This is a genomic window from Gammaproteobacteria bacterium (assembly GCA_003696665.1).
Classification (GTDB): Bacteria; Pseudomonadota; Gammaproteobacteria; order Enterobacterales.
Window position 1 is genome coordinate 1 of record RFGJ01000532.1, and the last position, 22,547, is coordinate 22,547.

Consider the following 22,547-nt stretch of genomic DNA (forward strand, 5'->3'; position numbering starts at 1 on the left):
ACGCTTCGCCACTTCAGCTGCCAAGGTTGGTCAACACGCCAACTGCCAGTTCTGCCCAAAGATAGACGAAAACTATGGCTATGATGATACCGATAGCCGCTCAATACTTTTCGCGCACTTTCCGGGCGATGATCACAAATAGGCTAAAGCAACCAAACAACAGTATTTCCATCACGGCGAAATCTGCCGGTTGCCAATTAACCTCTTCCGTCGCCTGCATGGCAATCCAAGGCACCGACAGCAGCCCCAAGGTGACCAACCTCAGCCACCGGAAAACATGTTGGTGCATCACCAGACGGTGAAGACGGCTAGGCATCTGACATTCCTGTCGCTTGGCGCATAGGATAAGACTACGCCAATTTTTTCTACGCTTCCAGCGTCAAAGAGATGTGATAGATCAAGAGGTGATCACGTTGGGGCGCCAACTGAGGATATGGCGGAGAGGGTGGGATTCGAACCCACGGTAGGGGTCAACCTACGCCGGTTTTCAAGACCGGTGCTTTCAACCGCTCAGCCACCTCTCCGGTGTGTGCGCGCAATTCTATCGCATTCGCGCATAATTGCAAATTTTTGTCGCACACTCAATGGCAAAACCGACCGGTCAAAAGACGCGCAAATCGGTGGCAGCTGAGTGAATTTTGCTGGTAAACTATTGTCAGAACATAGAAGACAAAAAGTTCGAGGGAGAACGATGGACATACAAGAACGTACGGCAAATCAGACGCAAACAGCAGTTGAGCGTCAAACTGGTGTGCTCGCCACCAATTCGGTGCTGCGTAACACCTACCTACTTTTGAGTCTGACACTCGGCTTCAGTGCCTTCACTGCCTGGTTGAGCGCGGCCCTCAATGCCCCGATGATGCATTGGGCCATTATGTTGATCGGATTTTATGGCTTGCTGTTCGCCATTGAGAAAACCAAAAACAGTTTGGTTGGGCTGGTGCTGACATTCGTATTCACTGGCTTTTTAGGCTACACGTTGGGGCCTGTGCTTGCCATCGTCTCAGTGGCCGCGCCTAAGGCACTGGCGCTCGCACTTGGTGGCACGGCTGCCATTTTCTTGAGTTTGTCTGCCTATGTGCTGATGACAGGCAAAGACATGAGCCGGCTCGGCGGGTTTATTTTCGTTGGCTTTTGGGTGCTGCTCATCAGCGTGATTGCTAACCTGTTCCTAAACATCCCGGCTTTGGGGCTCGCAATTTCGGCAGGCTTCATTCTGTTTTCATCTGCGGTGATTTTGTATCAAACCAGCGAAATCGTTCGCGGTGGCGAGACCAACTATATCACCGCCACGGTCACTCTGTTTGTGTCGCTATACAACATCTTCGTCAGCCTGCTGCATCTCATTTTGTTTTTTGCAGGCGACGACTGATCACGTGCCCGAAGCGCGTGGCGCTTCGGGATTTTTCCTTATGCCGTCCATCATCGTGCACGTCAACGCGGACCCGCTATCCACACCGGCGCATCTGAGCGCAATACGGTTTTTTCTTGCCTGCCAAGCAGAAAAGCTTGATGTGCCTATGGTCTTTTTTTCTGGTGACGCTGTGCGCATTGCCATCTCGCCAACCGTGCCGCGCTCGACCGCTGATGATCTCGCCAACCAATGGGCCAAAATAGCCGCACGCTCAAACACGCAATTGTCCGTGTGCACGTCGGCCGCAGTGCGCCGGGGCGTCATTCCACCGGATGAGGCCGAAGTGCGTCAATGGCACAGCAATTGGCATCCGGCCTTTTACGCTGGCTCTTTAGCGGATCTTTCGCAAATGCTCGCTGAAGGTGCCAAGTTGATTCGTTTTGGAGCCTAGCCATGCGCTGTGTTGTGATACTGCACAAGCCACCAGAATTCAGCGAATCGACCAGTGAAGCCATTGAACTTGCGATGTCGATGGCTAATTTTGGTGTTGGTTGTGCAGTATGGGTGACGGGCGATGCGCTCCAGTGGGTGAATGGCGAACTTCCTCGACACCAGCTTGGGCGGTTCGATAACACCAAGCTTTTGAAAGCCTTGCCATTTTATGAAATCGATGAGATTTGGGCGTTGGCAGACGAGCGTCCAGAGGCGCCGCTCGATGAGGTAGCGATACAATGGCTGACACGCGATGAATTAGCGGCACGGCTTGCGTCTGCCGAACTGGTCATAGGTGAATAAGCCATGCGTTTAATTCATTTGCATCGCTTGAATCATGACGTGACCTCGTGGTTGGCGCCACTGCTCGCAGCTTTCGAGAAAGACACCACGATCGTTTTGCGTGAACAAGCGATCAAACATTGGCTACGCGCGCCCACTGTGGTCTCAAAAAACGTCACGATCTACGCACTGGCCGACGATGCGCATCGCTTCGGCATCACAGAGGATGTTTTGACAGACAAAGACATCACCCCCATTTCAGACACTCAATTTGCGCGTCTGGTCATGCGCGCGGATCAGGTTTGGAGTTTGCCGTGATGACGATTGAAGTGGATGGTCGCTCCATTGACACTGACCGTGAAGGTTACCTGTTGAATGCCAGTGACTGGACACCACGTGTCGCCGAGGTGATCGCTGAACGGGAACAGCTGGTGCTGACCGACGAGCATTGGGAGGTCATACGCTGGGTTCGGACGTTTTATGAAGAATTCGGCAAATCACCGTCGATTCGCCCACTTGTCAATTATCTGAAACAGACCATGGGGCCCGAAAAAGGCAATAGCATTTATCTGGCGATGCTCTTTCCCGGTGGTGTTGCCAAGCAGGCCACCAAGCTGGCCGGTCTGCCGAAACCAGCTCGGTGCACCTAAGCGGCCTTAGCCGCCAATATGTGTGCGCCCGCCCATGTATGGGCGCAAAATTTCAGGGATCCACACCCGTCCGTCGGCCTCTTGGAAGTTTTCCAATATGGCCACCAGTGTTCTGCCGACGGCCAAGCCAGAACCATTGAGCGTGTGCACAAGTTGCGGTTTGCCGCCGCCCTCAGGGCGATAACGGGCCTGCATGCGACGTGCCTGGAAGTCACCGAAGTTAGAGCATGACGAAATCTCCCGGTAGGTGTTTTGGGCTGGCAACCACACTTCCAGATCATAGGTTTTCTGTGCGGAAAAACCGGTGTCGCCAGCGCACAACACCACCACCCGGTAAGGTAAGCCAAGGAGCTGCAGAATGTGCTCGGCATGACTGGTCAGTTCTTCGTGCGCGGTTTTGGAATGCTCCGGGTGAACAATTTGTACCAGCTCGACTTTATCAAATTGATGCTGACGGATAAGGCCGCGTGTGTCCTTGCCGTGCGATCCCGCTTCACTGCGGAAACATGGCGTGTGGCTGACCAGTTTGATTGGCAATGCGGATTCGGCAATGATCTCTTCGCGCAAAAGATTGGTCACCGGCACTTCGGCAGTGGGAATCAAATAGAACTGGCGACTGTCGCCCTCAGCAGCACGAATGGCAAACAGATCCTGTTCAAACTTGGGCAATTGTCCTGTGCCGATCAAGGCTTCACGCTCAACCAAATACGGCACATAGACTTCCTGATAGCCATGTTTTTCGGTATGAATGTCGAGCATAAATTGCGTAAGCGCACGATGCAATCGGGCAATATCTCCCCGCATGACGGAAAAGCGTGCTCCAGAAATTTTGGCCGCCGCAGCAAAATCCAGTCCATTTAAACGTTCACCGACATCCACGTGATCGGCCGCCGCAAAATCAAAGGTCTTTGGCTGCCCCCAACGGCGAATTTCCTGATTGTCGTTCTCATCCGCGCCATCGGGCACCGAATCATCCAGCAGATTGGGAATGCCGAGCAACAATGCATCCAGTTCTGTCTGCACCGCTTCGAATTGTTTTTTGGCCGCCTCAAGCTGTTCCCCCAAGCCGGATACTTCGGCCAGCAGCGGCGCGATGTCCTCGCCTTTGGCCTTCGCCTGACCAATGGCCTTGGAGCGCCGATTCCGCTCATTTTGCAAGTCCTGCATTTTGACCTGAAGGGTCTTGCGTTGACCTTCCAGTGACTTGTATTTCTCGACCGGAAAGTCAAACCCACGGCGAGCCAGATTGGCAATCACGCCCTGTAAATCGGTTCGTAACAATTTCGCATCAATCATCAGACCACTCCGCCCCCAAATAAAATGTCCACACTGTCAGAGATATCTCATCGTCGTCACCGCACCAATGGCAGTGCAAACAAATGCACCGGCCACAGTGACCGTCACATAGGCGCTGGCGCGCCAAAGTTGTCCCTTTTGAATCAACTCAAACACATCCCACGAGAATGACGACATGGTCGTCAGTGCGCCGAGGAAACCAACCACAAGTCCCGCACGCCACACAACAGGGATTTGATGCGCCGGATGACTCCACCAGCCATACAACACGCCGATCAGGAAGCTACCGACCAAATTCACCGCCAAGGTGCCCCACGGGAAACCGCGCCCCATGGTCAACCCCAACCATTGCGTGACCAACAGACGACTGACCGCACCAAAAGCGCCACCGACTGCAACAGCGGCGATGGTTTGCGGGCTTAGCATGAGCTTCTCCCAAACAAATTTACGCTGGCACGATTGTATCAAGACTTTCCAGCTTTGTGTTCGCTTTCACGACGCGCGATCCACGCTAGCTTCTCCGCAATTTTCTGCTCAAGCCCCCGGTTGACCGGCTGATAATAGGTCCGTGGTGTCATTTCATCCGGAAAATACTGGATGCCCGGAATGTAACCACTGGGATCGTCGTGAGGATATTGGTATTCCTTGCCGTGACCCAACGTTTTTGCCAGCTTTGTCGGCGCATTGCGTAAATGTACGGGCACAGCATACGACGGCAACTGACGCACATCCTGCATGGCCTGTTTGAAGGCCGTGTACACAGCATTGCTCTTAGGGGCACTCGCCAAATACACCACGGCTTGCGCCAGCGCGAGGTCACCTTCTGGCGAACCAAGTCGTTCATAACTTTGCCATGCATTGACGGCGACGGTTAACGCCCGCGGGTCAGCATTGCCAATGTCTTCGCTGGCCATACGCACCAACCGTCTGGCAATATAGTGACCGTCCGCACCACCATCGAGCATGCGACATAGCCAATATAACGATGCATCCGGCTGACTGCCTCGCACTGATTTGTGCAGTGCAGAAATTTGGTCGTAGAACAGGTCGCCCCCTTTGTCAAACGCCCGCACATCAAGGTGCAAAATGTCTCCCAGAGCATCGATATCGAGCGTCTGGCCTGGCGCATCAACGGTCATGGCGGCCATCTCAAGCAGGTTCAGGGCCCGCCGAGCATCACCATCCGCCGCACGCGCCAAGGCCGCAAGCGCTTCTGGCGTCAGTTCGAGTTGGAGCGCTCGAAGCCAGGCATCTTCGGATAAAGCCTTGCGCAACAGTTGGCTGATGTCGTGTTCAGACAACGGTTTGATCACATAGACGCGAGCCCGTGAGAGCAGCGCTCGATTGAGTTCAAACGCCGGATTCTCGGTCGTCGCCCCAATAAAAATGATGGTGCCGTCTTCAATGTAGGGCAAAAAAGCATCTTGCTGCGCTTTATTGAAGCGATGCACCTCGTCAACAAAAAGCACAGTTTTCTCGCCCTGTTGCCGCGCTTTGCCAGCTTCCGACATCACTTGCCTGATGTCTTTGACGCCTGAGGTGACCGCGCTCAGCGTCACAAAGCGGGCCTTCGTTGATTCTGCAATGGTCATCGCCAACGATGTTTTTCCTGAGCCCGGCGGCCCCCACAAAATCATGGAGTGCAGACGATCGTCGGCGACCGCTTTGTAGAGTGGCCGACCTTCGGCCAACAGATGCGATTGTCCGACATAATCGGAAAGGCAACGCGGCCGCATCCGCGCGGCCAATGGCGTTGTGGGGATATCAGGAAGCTTGTCGGCCATCGCGTGAATCAACGATTTCGGTGCCCTCCGGCAGGCTCAAAAAGAACAGACTATCGGCCACGGGTTCATTCATCACCACCGATGTCAACTCGATAAAGGTTTTCTGGCCAAGCGGATCGAATAGCACCATTTTCGATAGCGTGTCATTGCGGAAATACAACTCAATCCGTTCAAATCCAGTGTCCGCTCGGGCGTGCAATACATACACGGTCGCCTCCTCGTCGCGATGACTGGAGATGGTAAAGTCACGCGTTAAGGTCGCCGTATTGCCCGCCAGTATTTCCGCCGCAGTACCACTCATCGCCTCGCGCTGGTTGCGCACGGTCGCTTGTTCCAAATCAGGATCATACTGCCAAAGATACTGACCATCGGCCACCACATATTGGGTATAGGGCGCGCGAACCACCCAACGAAACTTTCCGGGCTTTTTAATCATCATCTCGCCCTGACGGCGCTCAATTTCATTGCCGCGTTCATCAAACACCACCTCGGTAAAACGCGCTGTGAGCGTTCTGACACTGTCCAGTCGCTGTTTAAGTGTCCGGGCAGCTTGTGTGGATGCCGCATCATTTGACCAGACCCAAGGCGCCATCATTAGGCAAACACACAACAGCACATAGCGATACATGAAATTCTCCTTGCTCATCAGTCTCGTTTTGGCACCAGCACTTCGCGCATACCATTGTGGCTCGGTGGACTGACAATGCCCGCCTCTTCCATCGCTTCAATCATCCGTGCAGCTCGGTTATACCCAACCTTAAGTTTACGTTGCACGGCCGAGATCGAGGCCTTGCGAGACTCAATGACAAAGGCGACGGCTTCGTCGTAAAGAGGATCTTGTTCCGAGTCGGTTTCGGCATCTGGAATACCCGGCAAGGCTGTGTCAGCAGCCCCTTCCAAAATTTCGGTGACATAGTTAGGCTCGCCGCGACGTCGCCAGTCAGCCACCACTTTATGCACCTCGTCATCCGCGACAAAAGCACCATGCACACGCACGGGTAGGCTTGTGCCGGGTGGTAAAAACAACATATCCCCTTGCCCTAGCAATTGCTCGGCGCCCTTCTTATCCAGGATGGTGCGAGAGTCAGTCTGGCTGGAGACCTGAAAAGCGATGCGGCACGGAATGTTGGCTTTGATCAGCCCGGTCAGGACATCCACGCTCGGCCGCTGCGTGGCAAGCAACAAATGAATGCCCGCCGCACGCGCTTTTTGTGCGATTCTGGCAATCAGTTCTTCAACCTTTTTGCCCACCACCATCATCAAGTCGGCCAGCTCGTCAATGACGACGACAATAAAAGGCAATGGCTCCAGCAACGGCGCTTCTTCTCCTGGCACGGCTTGCTCGCTGTCCCAAAGCGGATCACGCAGTGGTTCTCCTTTCTTTTCCGCTTCTCGTACCTTGCGATTGAACCCGGCGAGGTTTCTCACCCCCATTTTGGCCATCAGCTGGTAGCGCCTTTCCATTTCGGCCACGCACCAACGCAATGCATTGGCCGCATCCTTCATGTCGGTCACCACAGGGGCCAACAAGTGTGGGATGCCGTCATAGACTGACAATTCGAGCATTTTGGGGTCGATGAGGATCAGTCGCACCTGATCTGGCGTCGATTTATACAACATGCTCAAAAGCATCGCGTTGATGCCAACACTCTTACCCGAGCCGGTTGTCCCCGCCACCAATAAATGGGGCATCTTGGCCAAGTCCGCCACCACTGGCGCCCCTGAAATGTCTTTTCCTAGTGCCATCGTGAGGGGCGATTTGGCTTGGTCGAAAGCTTTCGAGGCGAGGATTTCGGACAGCCTGACGATCTCACGGTCTTCATTCGGAATTTCAAGGCCAATGACCGACTTGCCCGGAATCACTTCGACAATGCGTACCGAAATGGTCGACAAGGAACGGGCCAAATCCTTAGCGAGATTGGCAATCTTAGCCACTTTCACGCCGGGCGCCAGATCCAGTTCAAATCGGGTGATGACAGGCCCTGGATGGACGGCCACCACCTGCGCTTCCACGCCAAAATCGGCAAGTTTCATTTCCACCAAACGCGACATTGCCTCCAACGATTCGGGCGAGATCGTATGTTTTTTGGCCTCTGGCGGATCCAACAGCGACAATGGCGGCAATTCACCCTCCACTGGCTCATTGAACAACGACCCTTGCTTTTCTTGCAGGACACGCGGACTGGGTTCAATTTTTTCAACAATCGGCTCAATTTTGACGGGTTTCCGCTTTTTGGCCTTCTCGCGGTTGACTCGAAGTGTATTTTGGCGTTCAGCACGTGCCTTTTCGCCCAGTTTTCTGTCGGCGCGTGCCGACCACCAATCCCGCACAGACTGGACAGAATGGAGCACCAGGCCACCGATACGGTCCATGAGCCCAAGCCAAGACAGTCCTGTCAGCCAAGTGATTGACGCCAGAAACAAAGCGAGCATCAACACGGTGGTGCCCAAGCCGCCAAACCATGGCAGTAGGGTATGCATGAGCAAAGATCCGATCCATCCACCACTGACATAACTTGGTTGCTGCGCAGGATCCGCCAGATGCATCTGGGCCAAACAGGTGCCGGAAGCCAACAAAGTCAGACCGCCAACCCATCTGAGCCACCACGGCATGGCCCGGGCGAGCGATTCATCTTCGCTCGGCTGACGCACCAAGATCCAAGCGCTATAGACAACGATGAGCGGCAACAGAAAGGCCAGATACCCCAGAAAACTGAGACTGATGTCGGCTATCCACGCCCCGCTTCGCCCCGCCAAGTTGCGCACTGCCCCGTCGGTCACCACTTGGCTCCAACCCGGATCAAGCGAATCATAGCTAAGCAGGGCAAGCATCAAATAGGCCGCCAATGCCCATAACACAATGGCAACCCCTTCTTTCACGCGACGCTCGGTCTTTTGTTCAGCGGTCAACGGCGCAGCAACTTTGTCGGACAACTTTTGTGTGTTCCTTATCTGTTCACTAAGTCCTATTGTATCAACCCATTTTGGTCTGCCAATGGATTTCTCATCAGTCACGGATGGGGAGTTCTGCTGTCTCTTTGACTTCTTCCATGACAATGTACGAGCGAGAAGCCGAAACCCCCGGCAGCAACAGTAAAGATTCACCAAGTAATCGGCGGTAAGCAGCCATGTCCTTCACGCGCGCCTTGATCAAATAGTCAAAATCACCGGACACCAAATGGCATTCGAGAATATGCGGTAACGCACTGACCGCACGTTTGAATTCCTGAAACACGTCTGGTGAGGTGTGTGCCAGCCGAATTTCAGCGTAAACCAACAGCGACGCCTCCAGTTTTGCGGGGTCCAGAACCGCACGATAGCCGAGAATATAGCCTTCTCGCTCCAATCGACGGACACGCTCAAGACAAGGCGTTGGACTGAGCCCAACCTCGCGTGCCAGTCGCACGTTGCTTATGCGGCCGTCACGCTGGAGCACCCGCAAGATTTTTCGATCAATTTTGTCAAGGGGACGCACAAATATTTCTCCTGTTTTTGCGTTTTTCTTAGCATGATACTCTGGTTTTCAAGCTATTTTAGAATATATTTTTGCTTTTTATCGACTATACTTGCCAACCATTCCGTTAGTGGCCAAATGAGGTTGCGGCTATGTTGATAGGTGTCCCAAAGGAAATCAAAAACCACGAATATCGTGTTGGTATGGTTCCGGCGAGCGTCCGGGAATTGGTCAGCCACGGCCACCGCGTCATTGTCGAGCACAATGCTGGTATTGGCGTCGGTTTTACTGACGACGATTACATTGCGGCCGGTGCCGAAATTCGCCCTGATGCGGAAACAGTATTCGCAGAAGCGGAAATGATCGTGAAAGTCAAAGAACCGCTCGCCGAAGAAAGGGCACGTTTGCGTAAAGGGCAAATTCTCTTTACCTACCTGCATTTGGCGCCCGACCGCCCGCAAACAGAAGATCTGATCAAATCCAAGGCCGTTTGCATTGCCTACGAAACCGTCACTTCACCCAATGGCAGCCTCCCCTTGCTTGCCCCTATGTCAGAAGTGGCAGGACGCATGTCTATTCAAGCCGGCGCGCAATGCCTTGAGAAAGTGCACGGCGGCCGCGGCATGCTGCTCGGCGGTGTGCCGGGTGTTGATCCGGCCAAGGTCGTGATTATTGGTGGTGGGGTGGTTGGTACCAACGCGGCGCAAATTGCCATCGGCATGGGCGCGCAAGTGATTGTTTTAGACCGTTCGATTGACGTTTTGCGTCGCTTGAATATGCAGTTTGGCTCGCGCGTACAGGCCATCTATTCCACTTCGGATGCTCTGGAACGTCATGTGCTGGATGCGGATCTTGTCATTGGTGGTGTGCTAATCCCCGGCGCCGCGGCCCCGAAACTGGTCACCCGTGACATGGTCGCGGCAATGAAACCAGGTGCTGCGTTGGTTGACGTTGCCATCGATCAGGGGGGATGTTTCGAAACCTCACGTCCAACGACGCATGCCGATCCGACGTTTATTGTGGACGATGTTGTCCACTATTGTGTCGCTAATATGCCTGGTGCGGTGGCGCGCACCTCGACTTTTGCCCTTAACAACGCCACTTTGCCATACATTATCCAGTTGGCAAACAAGGGCTACAAGCAGGCACTGCTGGACGACCCATACTTCTTGCAAGGTCTCAACGTCTACCGCGGTATGATTACCTGCAAAAATGTCGCCGACAGCCTCGGCTACGACTACGTCGATCCGAAAGAAGCCTTGGCTTCCTAAGGCATCATCCGAAGGCGACGACTAACTTCCAGTCGTCGCCTTTTTGTTGGGTGGCAGCGGTTCACTAAGACTGTCGATCAGTGGACAGCGTGTCCGCTCGCCACGCTCACATTGATCCAGTAAACCTTGCAGTTGCGTGGCAATCTGGCGAAGGTCATGGATTTTGCGCTCGATCTCCGCTCTTTTTCGAGCCGCAAGCTCGGCCACATCATCACAGGCACCATCATCAATCGACAAAAGCTCGCTCACTTCGGACAACGAGAAACCGAGCTTTTTGGCTCGCTGAATAAACGTCAGACGGGCGACCATGTCAGGAGAATAACGACGGATGCCCCCGTAGGGTTTTTCAGGTTGGGGCATCAAGCCCCGCCGCTGGTAATAACGAATGGTCTCAACACCGACACCAGCCAGTTTTGCCAACTGACCAATGGTGAGATAGTTTTTGCCGGTCATCGCGTGCCCCTCCTTCATTGTCGCTCGCTGCGACTGGATGCACCCTAGCGCTTGTGTTACTTTCTTGTCACCTGTTTTTTTCATTGGGAGCAATCCAATGCTTAGAGCTTTTGTTAGCGGACTTTCAAGCCTGTTATTGCTAAGCAGTCTCGTTGGCTGTTCCGGCGATAATCAACAAGACACCAAGAAGCCAGCCGAGCAAACCAAGGTCACGCAACGCATACCTGTTGAAAAAGCGGGTATCAATACCAATCACATGGATCCCCGCATACGCCCGCAGGATGATTTGTACCGCTATGTGAATGGCCGCTGGCTTGAGACGTTCAAGCTTCCGCCTGATAAGTCCAATTACGGGACTTTTACCAGACTTGCCGAGGAAAATGAAAAACGGCTCAAGCAAATTGTGGCCGAAATCAGTCAACAGGAATGGGGTGACGACTCTGAAGAACGAAAAATTTCGGACTTTTACAATACGTTCATGGACGAGACTTTGGCCAATGAAGTGGACATCGCGCCACTAAAGGATCTTCTTGCTCAAATCGAGAGCGCCGAAACCATCAAGGACCTGCCACTCGTCTGGGCGCACCTAACACAAGCAGGGGTTAATGTACCGCTGCGGATTTTTGTCGACCAAGACGGGCGCGACGCCACCCGCTACACGGCCTACCTCTACCAAGGCGGCCTCAGTATGCCGGATCGCGACTATTACATCGACCCCAAAAATAAACAAACACTTGATGCGTTCCGCACTTACGTGCACAAATTGCTGGAGGCGGCCAATACCGATGACGAGGGACGGCGCACGGCAGCTGTGATGAAAATCGAAACTGCTATCGCTCAGGCGCAATGGGCCCGGGTAGACAATCGAGATCCACAAAAAACCTACAACCCCTTTGCTTTGAACGAGCTGGACAAGGTGACCAGTGAGTTACCCTGGCAGGCACTGATTCAAGCGTGGGCCATTGAAAAAACACCGCATCTTGTCGTGGCGCAACCAACTTACGTCCAAAAGTTGGCCGAATTGCTCAAAGACATCTCGCTCAGAGAGTGGAAAGACTATCTCACTTTCCGTCTGTTGGATGACTACGCCCCTTACTTATCACCCGCGATTGCCGATGCCCATTTCGAATTTCATGGCAAAGTGATTCAAGGATTGGAAGCGCCGAAGCCACGTTGGAAACGCGCCATTGCCGCATTGGATCGGTATCTCGGAGAAGCCTTAGGCAAACGGTATGTGGCGAAGTACTTCAAACCAGAAGCCAAAAAACGCATGCAACAACTTGTCGAGAACCTGCGCGCGGCCTTTGCCGAAGAAATCAAACAACTCGACTGGATGAGTGAGGCCACCAAACAGGCTGCACTCGAAAAATTAAAAGCGTTCCGACCCAAAATCGGCTATCCGGACAAATGGAAAAGCTATCAAAAACTCAAAGTGGGCACCGACAGTTTGGCGGCAAACATTATTCGCGGCGAGCATTTTCTCTATCACGAAAATGTGAGCAAGCTCGGTCAGCCCATCAACCGCGATGAATGGCTCATGACGCCACAAACAGTGAACGCCTACTACAACCCCTCGATGAACGAAATTGTCTTCCCCGCTGCCATTTTGCAACCACCGTTCTTTAACATGGAAGCGGATGATGCGGTCAACTATGGTGCTATTGGCGCCGTGATTGGCCACGAAATGACCCACGGATTCGATGACTCTGGTCGTCAATATGACGCTGCAGGCAACCTTCGCAATTGGTGGACGCCAGAGGACGAAAAGCAATTCAAGGCACGCGTTGAACAACTGGTGAAGTTTTTTGACCAGTTCAAAGTCGGCGATGAACATGTCAATGGCCGCCTGACGCTCGGCGAAAACATTGCGGATCTCGGAGGGCTAAAGATTGCCTACCAAGCCTATCTGCGTAGTCTCCAAGGAAAACCAGCCCCAGTCATTGGTGACTGGACGGGCGCACAACGCTTTTTCATGGGATGGGCGCAGGTTTGGGCACGAAAATATCGCCCTGAGGAATTGTTCCGACGCTTAAAGACAGATCCGCATTCACCAAGCGAGTTCCGCGCCAATGGCCCGGTACAGCATCTTGATGCGTTTCACGAGGCCTTCCACACGAAAGAAGGTGACAAACTTTATCGTGCCCCGAAGGATCGCATTCGCATATGGTAAATCAGGCACAAACCGGCATCTTGCTGGTCAATCTAGGTACCCCCGCGACCCCGGATGTCGCGGGTGTACGACCTTATTTGGCGGAATTTTTAAGTGATCCGAGAGTGGTGGAGTTACCGCGATGGTTATGGCTGCCGGTGTTGCATGGCATTATTCTCAGAACACGTCCGCGTCGTTCGGCGAAACTTTATCAAAAGATATGGCAAGCAGATGGCTCCCCCATTCTTATCTACAGCCGCTCGATTGTTGAACAATTGCGGACGCGCTGGCCAGATTGCCAAGTCGAGCTCGCCATGCGTTACGGTCAACCTGACCTGCCGTCAGCCATTGAAAACCTTCTGGCATCCGGGATCGAAAGGTTGCTTGTGCTGCCAATGTTCCCACAATTTGCTGCTTGCACCACCGCGACCATCTTCGATCGCATTGCGGAAATTTTCCGACACAAGCGCAATCTGCCGGAGATCATTTTTGTTCGCGGCTACCATAAACACCCGCGCTACCTCAACGCATTGGCAACGCATATCGAGCACCATTGGCAACACCATGGTCGTGCTGACAAGTTACTGATGTCCTTTCATGGCATCCCGCAGGCGATGGCCGACAACGGCGATCCCTATCCCGAGGAATGCCGTTTCACGGCTGAACAGGTCGCACATGCGCTTGGTCTTGAGCGCGACCAATGGCAAGTCGCCTTTCAATCCCGATTCGGACCAGCTCAGTGGTTGACACCCTATACCGATGCCACCTTGAAGGCATGGGCGCAATCAGGCGTTAAAACAGTTGACGTGATTTGTCCTGGCTTTTCCGTCGACTGCCTGGAGACACTTGAAGAAATTGCACAGGAAAATGCTGAGCTTTTCCGCTCATACGGCGGCGAATCACTGCGCTATATTCCTGCACTCAATGACTCGCCAAGTCAGATCGATATTTTTGATGCGCTGATTCGTGAACGGTTGATGGTGTCTGCCAGCGAATGAATAGGCGCCCCAGTGCGTCATTGTCATGCGTGCCTATTAAGGCATCTCGGCCATGTCCGTCGGCCATCAGCGGGACGTCAACACCGGTATGGCCGGTGGTTGTCCAACCTGTCACGGTCAACTGGTTCCACAGACGGTTCCACTCCGCCAGTGGTGCCTTGTTCCGTTGTAGGACTTCAAATTGTGGTGCAGGGACCACGATCTTTTGTGAACGCCTGACCGCTTGTTCGACGGAACGAAGTGACATGTTCGCCTGTGTCACAAGCCGCGGCCGCCATTCGTATTTCCCCTGCGACCCAAGCGATAAGCCACCCGTTTCGTGATCTGCGGTGATCACCAGCGCCGTGTCTGGCTGTTGCTTAACGAATGCCCGCAGTTTTTGCACAGTCAGGGCCAATTCATGTGTTTCCCAAAGCGTATCCACAATGTCATTGTCGTGTGATGCCCAATCAATCTGACTGCCTTCGACCAACAAAACAAAACCTTTGGGGTTTTGCGACAAGCGCGCCAATGCCTTGTCAACCATCTCGGGCAAGCTCGGCTGTTGGACATGACCGTTTCGCCGATCCAAATAGGCAGCAAGTCCCTCGTCTGCAAACACTCCGATGACTGGCTTGTTGCCCTTGTAGTTGTGCAGGGCCGCCATCGTCTCAATGCGTTCAAAGCCAGCTTGCTGCACCAGTTGTCGCCAATCCGGCGAGGCTTTTGCAAGGTGGGCACGCCCACCTCCCATCAGCACTTGCAGTGCAAGCCGACCATCCGCCATGCGTGCCAGGTATTCTCGTGCGATATTTTTATAATCGCGACGATGACGATTGTGCGCCACAAAGGCAGCTGGCGTCGCGTGGGTAATCTGAGAGGTCACCACCAAACCCGTCCATTTTCCCGCCTCAGCCGCATACGCAAACAAAGACTTTCCACGTGTGCCATTCGGTTTCACACAAAGCGCGCCGTTGTCCGTTCGGAAGCCACAAGCGTAGGCCGTGGCCGACGCGGCCGAATCAGTGACTTGGTTGGCGTGCACATTGTCGGTGCGGACCGAACCGATCAGTAGCTCGTCGAACACCGTCGGCCCATCCTGGCCAGTCAAGGCATGATAGAAATGTCGGTACGCAGTGATGTGCGCCGGGCCCATACCATCGCCAATCACCACAATGAGATTCTTGGGCGGTTTCGCATAACCAGCCACACTGAAAAGGCAAAGCAAAAACAGGCAAAATTGACGCATTATCGTGCCACCAACCATTCTTGTTGGTGGCACCTTAACGCAAAACTTTGGAAACGAAAAGTGTCAGGTAAGTTTACGGTAACGACTTGCGTAATACACAACGGGGATGACAACCAACGTCAGCAAGGTGCTCACCGCCACCCCAAAAATCAGGCTTACAGCTAACCCTGCGAAGATCGGATCATCTAGGATAAACAGGGCATCTAACACCGCCGCCAATGCCGTGAGCGCAATCGGTTTGGCCCGCACCGCTGCTGACCGAATCACCGCCGTTTTGAAATCCACACCACGGCTGACTTCAAGATTAATGAAGTCGACTAGCAAAATAGAATTTCGGACGATGATGCCGGCCAGTGCGATCATGCCGATCATCGATGTCGCCGTGAACTGCTCACCCAACACCGCATGTCCTGGCATGATACCGATAATGGTCAGCGGAATCGGTGCCATGATCACCAATGGCGTGAGATAGGAATGAAACGCTGCCACCACCAGCAAATAGATCACAATCAGTCCGACCGCATACGCGATCCCCATATCGCGGAACGTTTCATAGGTCACCTGCCACTCCCCGTCCCATTTAATCGACGGCAGATAGGGATTTTTCGGTTGATCAGTCAGTGCCTGCTCCATATCCGGCCTGCTATCCATAAAACGGAACAGCATGTCGAACATACCGTAGAGCGGGCTATCCGTCTCTCCAGCGCCGTCGCCCATGACGTAAACGACAGGCAACAAATCCTTGTGGTAAATGGTTTGCTCTTGGCGAATCTCTTCAATGCGCACAAGGTCTTTGATGGGCACGAGCGCACCGGACTGGCTCCGGACACGTAACAACAAAACCTGTTGCGGGTCCATTTTATCCGCATCGGGCAGTTCCAATCGTACGGGAGTTGGATATTTAGCCGTATGCGAATGCAAATAGCTCACATCCTCTCCATGCAAAGCGGTGTAAAGCGCACGTGCAATTTCCATCTGCGACACCCCGAGGCGCGCTGCCTTTTGCCGATCGACATGTACCACATAACGTTTTGCCGGCGCATCAATGGTGGTATCGACATCGACCACACCCTCGGTTTTCTTAAACTCTGCCTCTAATTCGCGTGCTAACGCGATTTGGCGTTCGTAATTTTGTCCATAGACTTCTGCAACAATTGGCGCCAGAACCGGCGGTCCAGGTGGCACTTCAACCACCTTGATGTTGGCACCATAACGCTCGGCAATGGCTTTCAGCGGCTCGCGCACGGACAAGGCAATCTCATGACTTTTTCTGTCACGCAAATGTTTGTCAACCAGATTGACCTGCAAGTCCGCCATATGCGGCTCTTGCCGCAAATAGTACTGCCGTACCAGACCGTTAAAGTTTATCGGCGCTGTCGTGCCAACATACACCTCGACGTCTGTCACTTCCGGAATGGTGCGCAAATATTCGGCCATATCTCTTGCCGCCGCCGCAGTCCACTCGAGTGCCGTGCCTTCCGGCATGTCGATGACCACTTGAAACTCGGATTTGTTGTCAAACGGCAACATTTTCAAAATGACATGCCGTGTGGCAACAAGCATCATTGACCCGCCGATCAAAAGCAGCACTACGCCGAGCATTATCCAACGGCGTCGGCGTCCGTGGACATCATCCATGAATGGGCCAATGAGCCGGCTGAACAATTTGGTCAGCTGTGGGGAAGAATGCTCAACTTGTTCCACAGAACACGCTGTTTGCGCCGCATGGGACTTTCCTTTCAATACCTTGTACATAAGCCACGGCGTCAGTGAAAACGCTACCAACAAGGAAATAAACATTCCTGCCGAGGCATTGATCGGAATTGGACTCATATAAGGCCCCATAAGCCCTGATACAAACGCCATCGGCATCAGCGCAGCGATCACCGTGAAGGTCGCCAAGATGGTTGGCCCCCCGACCTCATCGACGGCTAGGGGAATACACTCGGCAAGCGAACGCCCACCTTGCGTCCAGTGTCGATGGATGTTTTCCACCACGACAATCGCATCATCCACCAAAATGCCAATGGAAAATATCAGGGCAAACAGACTGACTCGGTTGATAGTGAAACCAAACGCCCATGACGCAAATAAGGTCAGGGTCAGTGTGATACCAACGGCGAGGCCAACCACCACAGCTTCTCGCCAGCCAAGTGTCACCCACACCAAGCCGACCACTACGAGCGTGACCAAAAAGAGTTTCTTGATAAGCGTATTCGCTTTATCGGTGGCTGTTTTGCCATAATTTCGGGTCCAGACGACTTTGACATCATCGGGAATATAAGTCCCCCGCAATTGTTCAATGCGCTCAGCGACACGTTCGGCGACCGTGGCCGCGTTCACCCCGGCCTTTTTCGCGAGGGCCAAGGTCACTGCTGGTTGTTCGACGCCGGTTGTGATCCCCTTGCTGCTTGCCGCATGGCCAGCGCTCAGCCACACATAGTTTTTCGGGTCGTCTGGACCAAAACTCACCGTCGCCACGTCGCGCAAGAAAACAGGCGCGCCGCGGTACATGCCGACCACCAGTTCCGATACCTCTTCTGGTTTCATCAATAGCGCCCCAGCCTGAACGAGCACATGCCGGTTTTCAGCTATGGTCACACTGGCGTTGGTCGAAGCGTTGGCGGCGGCGAGTGCCATTTTGAGCGCGTCAAGGCCAATCCCGCGAGCCGCCATTTTTTGTGGGTCCAGTTGGACATGGACGACACGGTCAGGCGCACCGATGGTATATATTTCATTGGTTCCCGGAATCCGCTTGAGTTCCGCCTCGATCGCATGGGCCACCTGAGCCAAGTCGTAGGCCGATTTTTCTACGCCATCGCCAATCAGCGTGAGGGCAACCACCGGCACATCATCAATCCCCTTCGGCTTAATCAGCGGCGGCATCACCCCCAGATTGGCCGGCAACCAATCCTGTTTCGAATAAATTTTGTTGTACAGTCGAACCAACGCATCGGTCCGCGGCTCACCCACCTCAAATTGCACTGACAATACCGCCATACCGGGGCGTGACATGGAATACACATGCTCAACGCCGCGGATTTCAGAGAGCATTTGCTCAGCCGGTGCGGCGACAACACTCTCAACCTCCTTGGCACTCGCGCCAGGATAGGCAATAAAGACATTGGCGAAGGTCACATCAATTTGAGGGTCTTCTTCTTTTGGCGTAATCAGGGTCGCGAAAACACCCATCAACAAACCGACCAACGCCAACAGAGGCGTAATTTGCGCTCGATAAAATGCGCTTGCAAAGCGTCCGGAGATGCCAAGCTTATTCATCCGAGGTCCCTCCCTGCCGTATCCGGATGGCCGTGGCTGGGTTGACGAACACTTGCTCACCCTCATTTAAGCCACTCATGACTTCCACCAGCCCATGACCGAGCTCACGACCAAGTTTGACTTGACGAAATTGCACGCCTTTGGTGGTCTGAACGTAGACAGCACTGACGGACGAGCGCCATACCACCGCTGATTGGGGAATAACCAGTGCCGTTTTTTCGCCAACCCGAAAGTCCGTTTTCAGGTACATGCCCGGGTAAAGCCCGCGCAAGCCTTCTGGCAGCTGCACCCGGACTTTAAATGTCGACGTTTTCGGATCGGCATACGCGAAAAACACCAATTGTTCGCCATGCCGCTCCACCACTTCACCATTCGGTAAATGCACACGTGCCGATGCTTGCTGGCGCACTGACTCAATGTCGTTTTGTGGGATTTCCGCGGTGACGCGTAACTTTTCGAGCGACACGCCTGTGATTAATGGTACGCCGGGCGCCACCGTTTCACCCACATGCACGTGTCGCTCGACAACAATGCCTGTATAAGGCGCACGAATTTGGGTATAGGCCAATTGCTCACGGGCTCTGACCAGTCTGGCTTCGGCAGCCTCCAAATTGGCCTTAGCCGCATCACGTGCGGCCCTCGCCTTATCGAGTGCCGATTGCGCCACTAGGCGACGCTTGAAAATATCCTGCACTCGTAAATATTCCTTCTCAGCCTCTTCGTAAGCAGCGCGGGCCGCTTCGACCCCCGCCTCAGCCCGCTTCACTTCCGCCCGCTGCTCGGTGTCTCGAAGCCGAATGATCAATTGTCCAGCCGGCACCAGATCGCCAGCATCGACCAGCGTCTCGACCACTTGTCCGGAAGTTTGAGCAGACATGGTCGATTGATTGACCGCTTCGACAACGCCATCAAGCGAAAGGTAGTGCGGAAATACTTGCCGCTTGACCGGCGCTAGCTCCGCGGTCCAAGCCGGCATTGCCAAGAATAAGAACAAAATTACCAAGCGCATCTGTTCCACCACCTGTCATGTGACGATGCGCTTATATTAGCATTTTCTAATGTTTGTGCAAGCCTAAGTGGTAAAGTATGTTTTCAAGCCATCAAGGATCATCTGTACGGAGATCATGACCAACACCATACCCATAAGCCGTTCCAAGGCGGCCAGTCCCCGTTCCCGTAGGATTTTGTAGAACACCTCTGAAAACCCGAGAATCAATGCCGTCGCACTCCAGGCAAGAAATAGCGCCAGCGTCCAAGTCCCCATCTGGTCAGGGGCCGAATGCGCAAGCAGCAACAATGTCGCGAGCGCCGAGGGGCCAGCCACCATGGGCACTGCCAAGGGGACGATAAATGGCTCCCCTTCCGGAGTTTCCCCCATCACACCACCTCGCCCTGGGAAGATCATGCGCACAGCAATAATGAACAGCACAATCCCTCCAGAAATTGATACTGTTTCCTGTTTAACACGTAAGAAACTCAGCAGTGCTTCACCACTGAATAAGAAAATAAACAAGATCACCAAGGCAATCACCAACTCTCGGATCAGCACCGCGCGCCGCCGGGTTGGTTTGACTGTCTTTAGCACTGACAGAAACACCGGCAGATTACCGAGGGGATCCATAATCAAAAACAGCGTAAACGCCACAGAAACAAGATCCATTGATTTATTCCTTCATGGTCGCTGAAAATTTCTCTCTTGTTACCAGTCTAGCGCGCAATACGACACAGCCAAATTATCTTTCCAGGCGTTCCTTGAGCCAATCTTTCAGCTCATACCACCAATAGGTCAATTGCGCCGCCGCTCGGCCCAAAACTGGTCCGCCTGCCCAGACCAGAGGCCATGCGGCAAACGCTTGATAGCGACGGTCATTTTGGGTGATCGCCGTTGCCACCAGCTCAGCGCACAGCGTGGTCGGGGCCACGCCATGACCGCCAAACCCCACCAAATGCCAGAAACCCGGTTTCCACTGGCCGATTTCGGGCATCTTGTGACGTGAATAGCCCATCCAGCCGCTCCAAACATGGGAGATGCCCACGTCCCTAAGTTCTGGGAATACACGCGCCAAATCGCGCCGAAGCAGCGCTTTAAGGCGTTGGGCATCCGGCTCAAATACGGAAATGCGCCCACCCCACAGCAACCGGTCGTCAGGCAATCGACGATAATAGTCGAACGCGAAACGGGTATCGTACACGGCCGCCTCGGTTGGCAACAGTTCCCGGATACGAGTTCCAAGTGGCTCTGTGGTCATCACGTAGGTGGCCACCGGCAGCACAGTTCGAGAAATCGGCGGCATAAACCCTTCGAAATAACCACCGCCTGTGACCACCACTTGCTCGGCGTGCACCTCCCCCGCTGGGGTGCGAATGCAATAGCCATTCGGTGTTGTTTCGATGTCCAATGCGGGGGTTTGCTCAAAAAATTTCACACCCCACTGCTCCGCTATTTTGGCCATGCCAAGCGCGTAATTGAGCGGATGAAAGTGAAAGGCATACGGCTCTAACAATGCCCCACTATAACGTTGACTGCGGATGTGCTCGGCACGCAGCGTTTCACTGTCGATCAATGGCCAGTCGACACCCATCGCATCACGCATGAAAGACTGTGTCTTGTTAAGAACACCGTTATCTTTAAACCAGTTGGCAAGTAAAACGCCACCAAACACGGGCTGACAGTCAATTTGATATTGGGTGATGCGACGACGAATCAGCTGAACCGCATCAACGGTCAGCTGATAGAGCGATTTTGCCTTTTCCGGGCCAGCCTGCCGGGCCAATGACTCACAGTCGAGCGAGTAGCCGCCGAACACAAAACCGCCGTTACGCCCCGAGCACCCCCAACCCAAGCGATTTTTTTCAAGCAAAATAACCTCGCGCCAGCCTCGCTCCGCCAAACCAAATGCTGTCATAATGCCAGCAAAGCCACCACCAATTACACAGACGCGACAACGCTGACCCCCCTGCAAACTTGGCCACTCATCATGATAGACACGCGTTGCCGCATAATAGGTGTCTGGATAGGACAACTGTTCCACATTCACTCCGGTGACAAAAAACACTCACAACCTGCACGCATCATACCGAATGCCTCATAGTTGATTAAGCCTTATAGGCGATATTTTGTTTTTTCCTTGGGCGCTTTACTTTTGACGAAAATCACACGCTATCGTCCCGAGACTTGCTAGATTGTGCGGCATTCATTAAGTACAAGAATCGGTGCGTGAGTGAACATGGCGGAATCTGTCCGACAAAGAAAACCGGACACGCGCACAGCGATGGTCGACTTGATCAATAAGATTAGGCGTACGTTCCCATTAGACGCGCCCGACAGTCGAGTCTGCCGGTTCGACTGCACTGTATGCAACAAAAAGCTCCTAGAATTTCTTGAGATGCAAGTAGAAGACTGGGAACAGCGCCTCGCTGCGGGTGAAACGCCCACGCTGGGTGATCTCGAAAAGTTCGCACGCATGGCCCGCAAGATTCACAGGGCACTCAAGAAGAACGGCGTTGTCTGAGCGTGCTCATTCTCGCCCCAGCAACCGGGCCTTCAGGGTCTTGTTGAAGGGCTGTTCGCCGAGCCAGATTGCGAAGTATTGCCAACCAGTGTCACTGTCCAGCCGGGCCAGCACCTCACCGTTCAGAGACAGCGTCAGCCCCTGTGCAGGCTGGTAAGCCAACCTGTAGACATCCCCGTCCTTCACGTCCCGATACCGGTCATTGAAGACCTGCAACGCGGATGACAGTGTCACGCCGTTCTTCACCAAAAAATTCTCGGCCGCTTCACGAAAGGCTCTCGCCGGGATCTCGCGGCTGTAGCGGAAAGTCAGCACCAGTGGCTGATCCTTCCCTGCAGGCCATCT

Annotated in this window: 23 protein-coding genes and 1 tRNA gene; 9 read left to right on the top strand and 15 right to left on the bottom strand. The window is 53.7% G+C overall.

Annotated elements, in window-relative coordinates:
- Nucleotides 1-100: 100 nt before the first annotated feature.
- Complete coding sequence (locus D6694_13095; GenBank protein ID RMH37715.1) at nt 101-289, bottom strand: hypothetical protein; 189 nt, start codon at nt 287-289, stop codon at nt 101-103.
- Between the two features lie 145 nt (nt 290-434).
- Nucleotides 435-524, bottom strand: a tRNA-Ser gene (locus D6694_13100).
- A gap of 167 nt (nt 525-691) precedes the next feature.
- On the opposite strand from D6694_13100, the gene D6694_13105 reads away from it, so the two are divergent.
- The 5 genes from D6694_13105 to tusE are packed head-to-tail and all read left to right on the top strand — an operon-like array spanning nt 692 to nt 2,778.
- Complete coding sequence (locus D6694_13105) at nt 692-1,372, top strand: Bax inhibitor-1/YccA family protein (GenBank protein RMH37716.1); 681 nt, start codon at nt 692-694, stop codon at nt 1,370-1,372.
- A gap of 4 nt (nt 1,373-1,376) precedes the next feature.
- On the top strand, nt 1,377-1,805 hold the full coding sequence (locus D6694_13110; GenBank protein ID RMH37717.1) for a hypothetical protein: 429 nt from the start codon (nt 1,377-1,379) through the stop codon (nt 1,803-1,805).
- Nucleotides 1,806-1,807: 2 nt separating this feature from the next.
- Nucleotides 1,808-2,149 carry a hypothetical protein gene (locus D6694_13115; GenBank protein RMH37718.1) on the top strand — a complete coding sequence of 114 codons (342 nt, stop codon included), beginning with the start codon at nt 1,808-1,810 and terminating at the stop codon, nt 2,147-2,149.
- Nucleotides 2,150-2,152: 3 nt separating this feature from the next.
- Nucleotides 2,153-2,446: a hypothetical protein gene (locus D6694_13120; GenBank protein RMH37719.1), complete on the top strand. Its 294-nt coding sequence runs from the start codon at nt 2,153-2,155 to the stop codon at nt 2,444-2,446.
- Nucleotides 2,446-2,778 carry a TusE/DsrC/DsvC family sulfur relay protein gene (tusE, locus tag D6694_13125; GenBank protein ID RMH37720.1) on the top strand — a complete coding sequence of 111 codons (333 nt, stop codon included), beginning with the start codon at nt 2,446-2,448 and terminating at the stop codon, nt 2,776-2,778. Before D6694_13120 ends, tusE begins: the two co-directional genes overlap by 1 nt.
- 6 nt (nt 2,779-2,784) lie before the next feature.
- Here the strand turns inward: tusE and D6694_13130 are convergent, their stop codons facing one another.
- Genes D6694_13130 through D6694_13155 form a run of 6 tightly spaced genes read right to left on the bottom strand, consistent with a single transcriptional unit; the run spans nt 2,785 to nt 9,339 of the window.
- The gene (locus D6694_13130; GenBank protein ID RMH37721.1) at nt 2,785-4,074 is read right to left on the bottom strand and encodes a serine--tRNA ligase; all 1,290 of its coding nucleotides are present in this window, start codon (nt 4,072-4,074) and stop codon (nt 2,785-2,787) included.
- Between the two features lie 36 nt (nt 4,075-4,110).
- Nucleotides 4,111-4,482 carry a fluoride efflux transporter CrcB gene (crcB, locus tag D6694_13135; GenBank protein ID RMH37735.1) on the bottom strand — a complete coding sequence of 124 codons (372 nt, stop codon included), beginning with the start codon at nt 4,480-4,482 and terminating at the stop codon, nt 4,111-4,113.
- A gap of 56 nt (nt 4,483-4,538) precedes the next feature.
- On the bottom strand, nt 4,539-5,858 hold the full coding sequence (locus D6694_13140; protein ID RMH37722.1) for a replication-associated recombination protein A: 1,320 nt from the start codon (nt 5,856-5,858) through the stop codon (nt 4,539-4,541).
- Entirely contained in the window at nt 5,839-6,504 is a 666-nt protein-coding gene (gene lolA / locus D6694_13145; GenBank protein RMH37723.1) for an outer membrane lipoprotein carrier protein LolA, read from the bottom strand. Before lolA ends, D6694_13140 begins: the two co-directional genes overlap by 20 nt.
- Nucleotides 6,504-8,855, bottom strand: coding sequence for a DNA translocase FtsK (locus D6694_13150; protein ID RMH37736.1), 2,352 nt, complete (start codon nt 8,853-8,855; stop codon nt 6,504-6,506). The genes lolA and D6694_13150 overlap by 1 nt, the downstream gene beginning before the upstream one ends.
- Nucleotides 8,856-8,865: 10 nt before the next feature.
- Nucleotides 8,866-9,339: a leucine-responsive transcriptional regulator Lrp gene (locus D6694_13155; GenBank protein RMH37724.1), complete on the bottom strand. Its 474-nt coding sequence runs from the start codon at nt 9,337-9,339 to the stop codon at nt 8,866-8,868.
- 125 nt (nt 9,340-9,464) lie between these two features.
- Between D6694_13155 and ald the strand changes: the two genes are divergently transcribed.
- The gene (gene ald / locus D6694_13160; protein ID RMH37725.1) at nt 9,465-10,583 is read left to right on the top strand and encodes an alanine dehydrogenase; all 1,119 of its coding nucleotides are present in this window, start codon (nt 9,465-9,467) and stop codon (nt 10,581-10,583) included.
- Nucleotides 10,584-10,604: 21 nt separating this feature from the next.
- On the opposite strand, the gene D6694_13165 is transcribed toward ald, so the two are convergent.
- On the bottom strand, nt 10,605-11,036 hold the full coding sequence (locus D6694_13165) for a MerR family transcriptional regulator (GenBank protein RMH37726.1): 432 nt from the start codon (nt 11,034-11,036) through the stop codon (nt 10,605-10,607).
- A 37-nt stretch (nt 11,037-11,073) separates the two neighbouring features.
- Between D6694_13165 and D6694_13170 the strand changes: the two genes are divergently transcribed.
- Together D6694_13170 and D6694_13175 are read left to right on the top strand one after the other, a co-directional pair.
- Nucleotides 11,074-13,206 (top strand): M13 family peptidase, encoded by a 2,133-nt coding sequence (locus D6694_13170; GenBank protein ID RMH37727.1) that lies wholly within the window; start codon nt 11,074-11,076, stop codon nt 13,204-13,206.
- Nucleotides 13,200-14,183 carry a ferrochelatase gene (locus D6694_13175; GenBank protein ID RMH37728.1) on the top strand — a complete coding sequence of 328 codons (984 nt, stop codon included), beginning with the start codon at nt 13,200-13,202 and terminating at the stop codon, nt 14,181-14,183. Before D6694_13170 ends, D6694_13175 begins: the two co-directional genes overlap by 7 nt.
- On the opposite strand, the gene D6694_13180 is transcribed toward D6694_13175, so the two are convergent.
- The 5 genes from D6694_13180 to D6694_13200 all read right to left on the bottom strand — a co-directional run bounded on the left by D6694_13180 (nt 14,107) and on the right by D6694_13200 (nt 21,713).
- Entirely contained in the window at nt 14,107-15,429 is a 1,323-nt protein-coding gene (locus D6694_13180) for an alkaline phosphatase (GenBank protein RMH37729.1), read from the bottom strand. The two genes, D6694_13175 and D6694_13180, sit on opposite strands and share 77 nt — an antisense overlap.
- Before the next feature lie 45 nt (nt 15,430-15,474).
- On the bottom strand, nt 15,475-18,690 hold the full coding sequence (locus tag D6694_13185; protein ID RMH37730.1) for an efflux RND transporter permease subunit: 3,216 nt from the start codon (nt 18,688-18,690) through the stop codon (nt 15,475-15,477).
- On the bottom strand, nt 18,683-19,699 hold the full coding sequence (locus D6694_13190) for an efflux RND transporter periplasmic adaptor subunit (protein ID RMH37731.1): 1,017 nt from the start codon (nt 19,697-19,699) through the stop codon (nt 18,683-18,685). Before D6694_13190 ends, D6694_13185 begins: the two co-directional genes overlap by 8 nt.
- A 63-nt stretch (nt 19,700-19,762) precedes the next feature.
- Nucleotides 19,763-20,350 carry a YhgN family NAAT transporter gene (locus tag D6694_13195; GenBank protein RMH37732.1) on the bottom strand — a complete coding sequence of 196 codons (588 nt, stop codon included), beginning with the start codon at nt 20,348-20,350 and terminating at the stop codon, nt 19,763-19,765.
- A gap of 73 nt (nt 20,351-20,423) precedes the next feature.
- Nucleotides 20,424-21,713: an FAD-binding oxidoreductase gene (locus tag D6694_13200; protein ID RMH37737.1), complete on the bottom strand. Its 1,290-nt coding sequence runs from the start codon at nt 21,711-21,713 to the stop codon at nt 20,424-20,426.
- 249 nt (nt 21,714-21,962) lie between these two features.
- On the opposite strand from D6694_13200, the gene D6694_13205 reads away from it, so the two are divergent.
- Nucleotides 21,963-22,202 (top strand): hypothetical protein, encoded by a 240-nt coding sequence (locus D6694_13205; protein ID RMH37733.1) that lies wholly within the window; start codon nt 21,963-21,965, stop codon nt 22,200-22,202.
- Nucleotides 22,203-22,208: 6 nt separating this feature from the next.
- Here D6694_13205 and D6694_13210 read toward each other — a convergent pair.
- Nucleotides 22,209-22,547 (bottom strand): hypothetical protein (locus D6694_13210; protein RMH37734.1); only part of this gene is annotated, 339 nt, incomplete at its 5' end.

Bases quoted from the DNA above. Each gene is read 5' to 3' on its own strand.
- D6694_13140 (RMH37722.1), bottom strand. From the start codon at position 5,858: ATGGCCGACAAGCTTCCTGATATCCCCACAACGCCATTGGCCGCGCGG.
- D6694_13170 (RMH37727.1), top strand. From the start codon at position 11,074: ATGCACCCTAGCGCTTGTGTTACTTTCTTGTCACCTGTTTTTTTCATT.
- lolA (RMH37723.1), bottom strand. From the start codon at position 6,504: ATGAGCAAGGAGAATTTCATGTATCGCTATGTGCTGTTGTGTGTTTGC.
- D6694_13190 (RMH37731.1), bottom strand. From the start codon at position 19,699: ATGCGCTTGGTAATTTTGTTCTTATTCTTGGCAATGCCGGCTTGGACC.
- D6694_13180 (RMH37729.1), bottom strand. From the start codon at position 15,429: ATGGTTGGTGGCACGATAATGCGTCAATTTTGCCTGTTTTTGCTTTGC.
- D6694_13115 (RMH37718.1), top strand. From the start codon at position 1,808: ATGCGCTGTGTTGTGATACTGCACAAGCCACCAGAATTCAGCGAATCG.
- D6694_13120 (RMH37719.1), top strand. From the start codon at position 2,153: ATGCGTTTAATTCATTTGCATCGCTTGAATCATGACGTGACCTCGTGG.
- D6694_13095 (RMH37715.1), bottom strand. From the start codon at position 289: ATGCACCAACATGTTTTCCGGTGGCTGAGGTTGGTCACCTTGGGGCTG.
- D6694_13105 (RMH37716.1), top strand. From the start codon at position 692: ATGGACATACAAGAACGTACGGCAAATCAGACGCAAACAGCAGTTGAG.
- D6694_13205 (RMH37733.1), top strand. From the start codon at position 21,963: ATGGTCGACTTGATCAATAAGATTAGGCGTACGTTCCCATTAGACGCG.
- D6694_13195 (RMH37732.1), bottom strand. From the start codon at position 20,350: ATGGATCTTGTTTCTGTGGCGTTTACGCTGTTTTTGATTATGGATCCC.
- D6694_13175 (RMH37728.1), top strand. From the start codon at position 13,200: ATGGTAAATCAGGCACAAACCGGCATCTTGCTGGTCAATCTAGGTACC.
- ald (RMH37725.1), top strand. From the start codon at position 9,465: ATGTTGATAGGTGTCCCAAAGGAAATCAAAAACCACGAATATCGTGTT.
- tusE (RMH37720.1), top strand. From the start codon at position 2,446: ATGACGATTGAAGTGGATGGTCGCTCCATTGACACTGACCGTGAAGGT.
- D6694_13185 (RMH37730.1), bottom strand. From the start codon at position 18,690: ATGAATAAGCTTGGCATCTCCGGACGCTTTGCAAGCGCATTTTATCGA.
- D6694_13130 (RMH37721.1), bottom strand. From the start codon at position 4,074: ATGATTGATGCGAAATTGTTACGAACCGATTTACAGGGCGTGATTGCC.
- D6694_13165 (RMH37726.1), bottom strand. From the start codon at position 11,036: ATGACCGGCAAAAACTATCTCACCATTGGTCAGTTGGCAAAACTGGCT.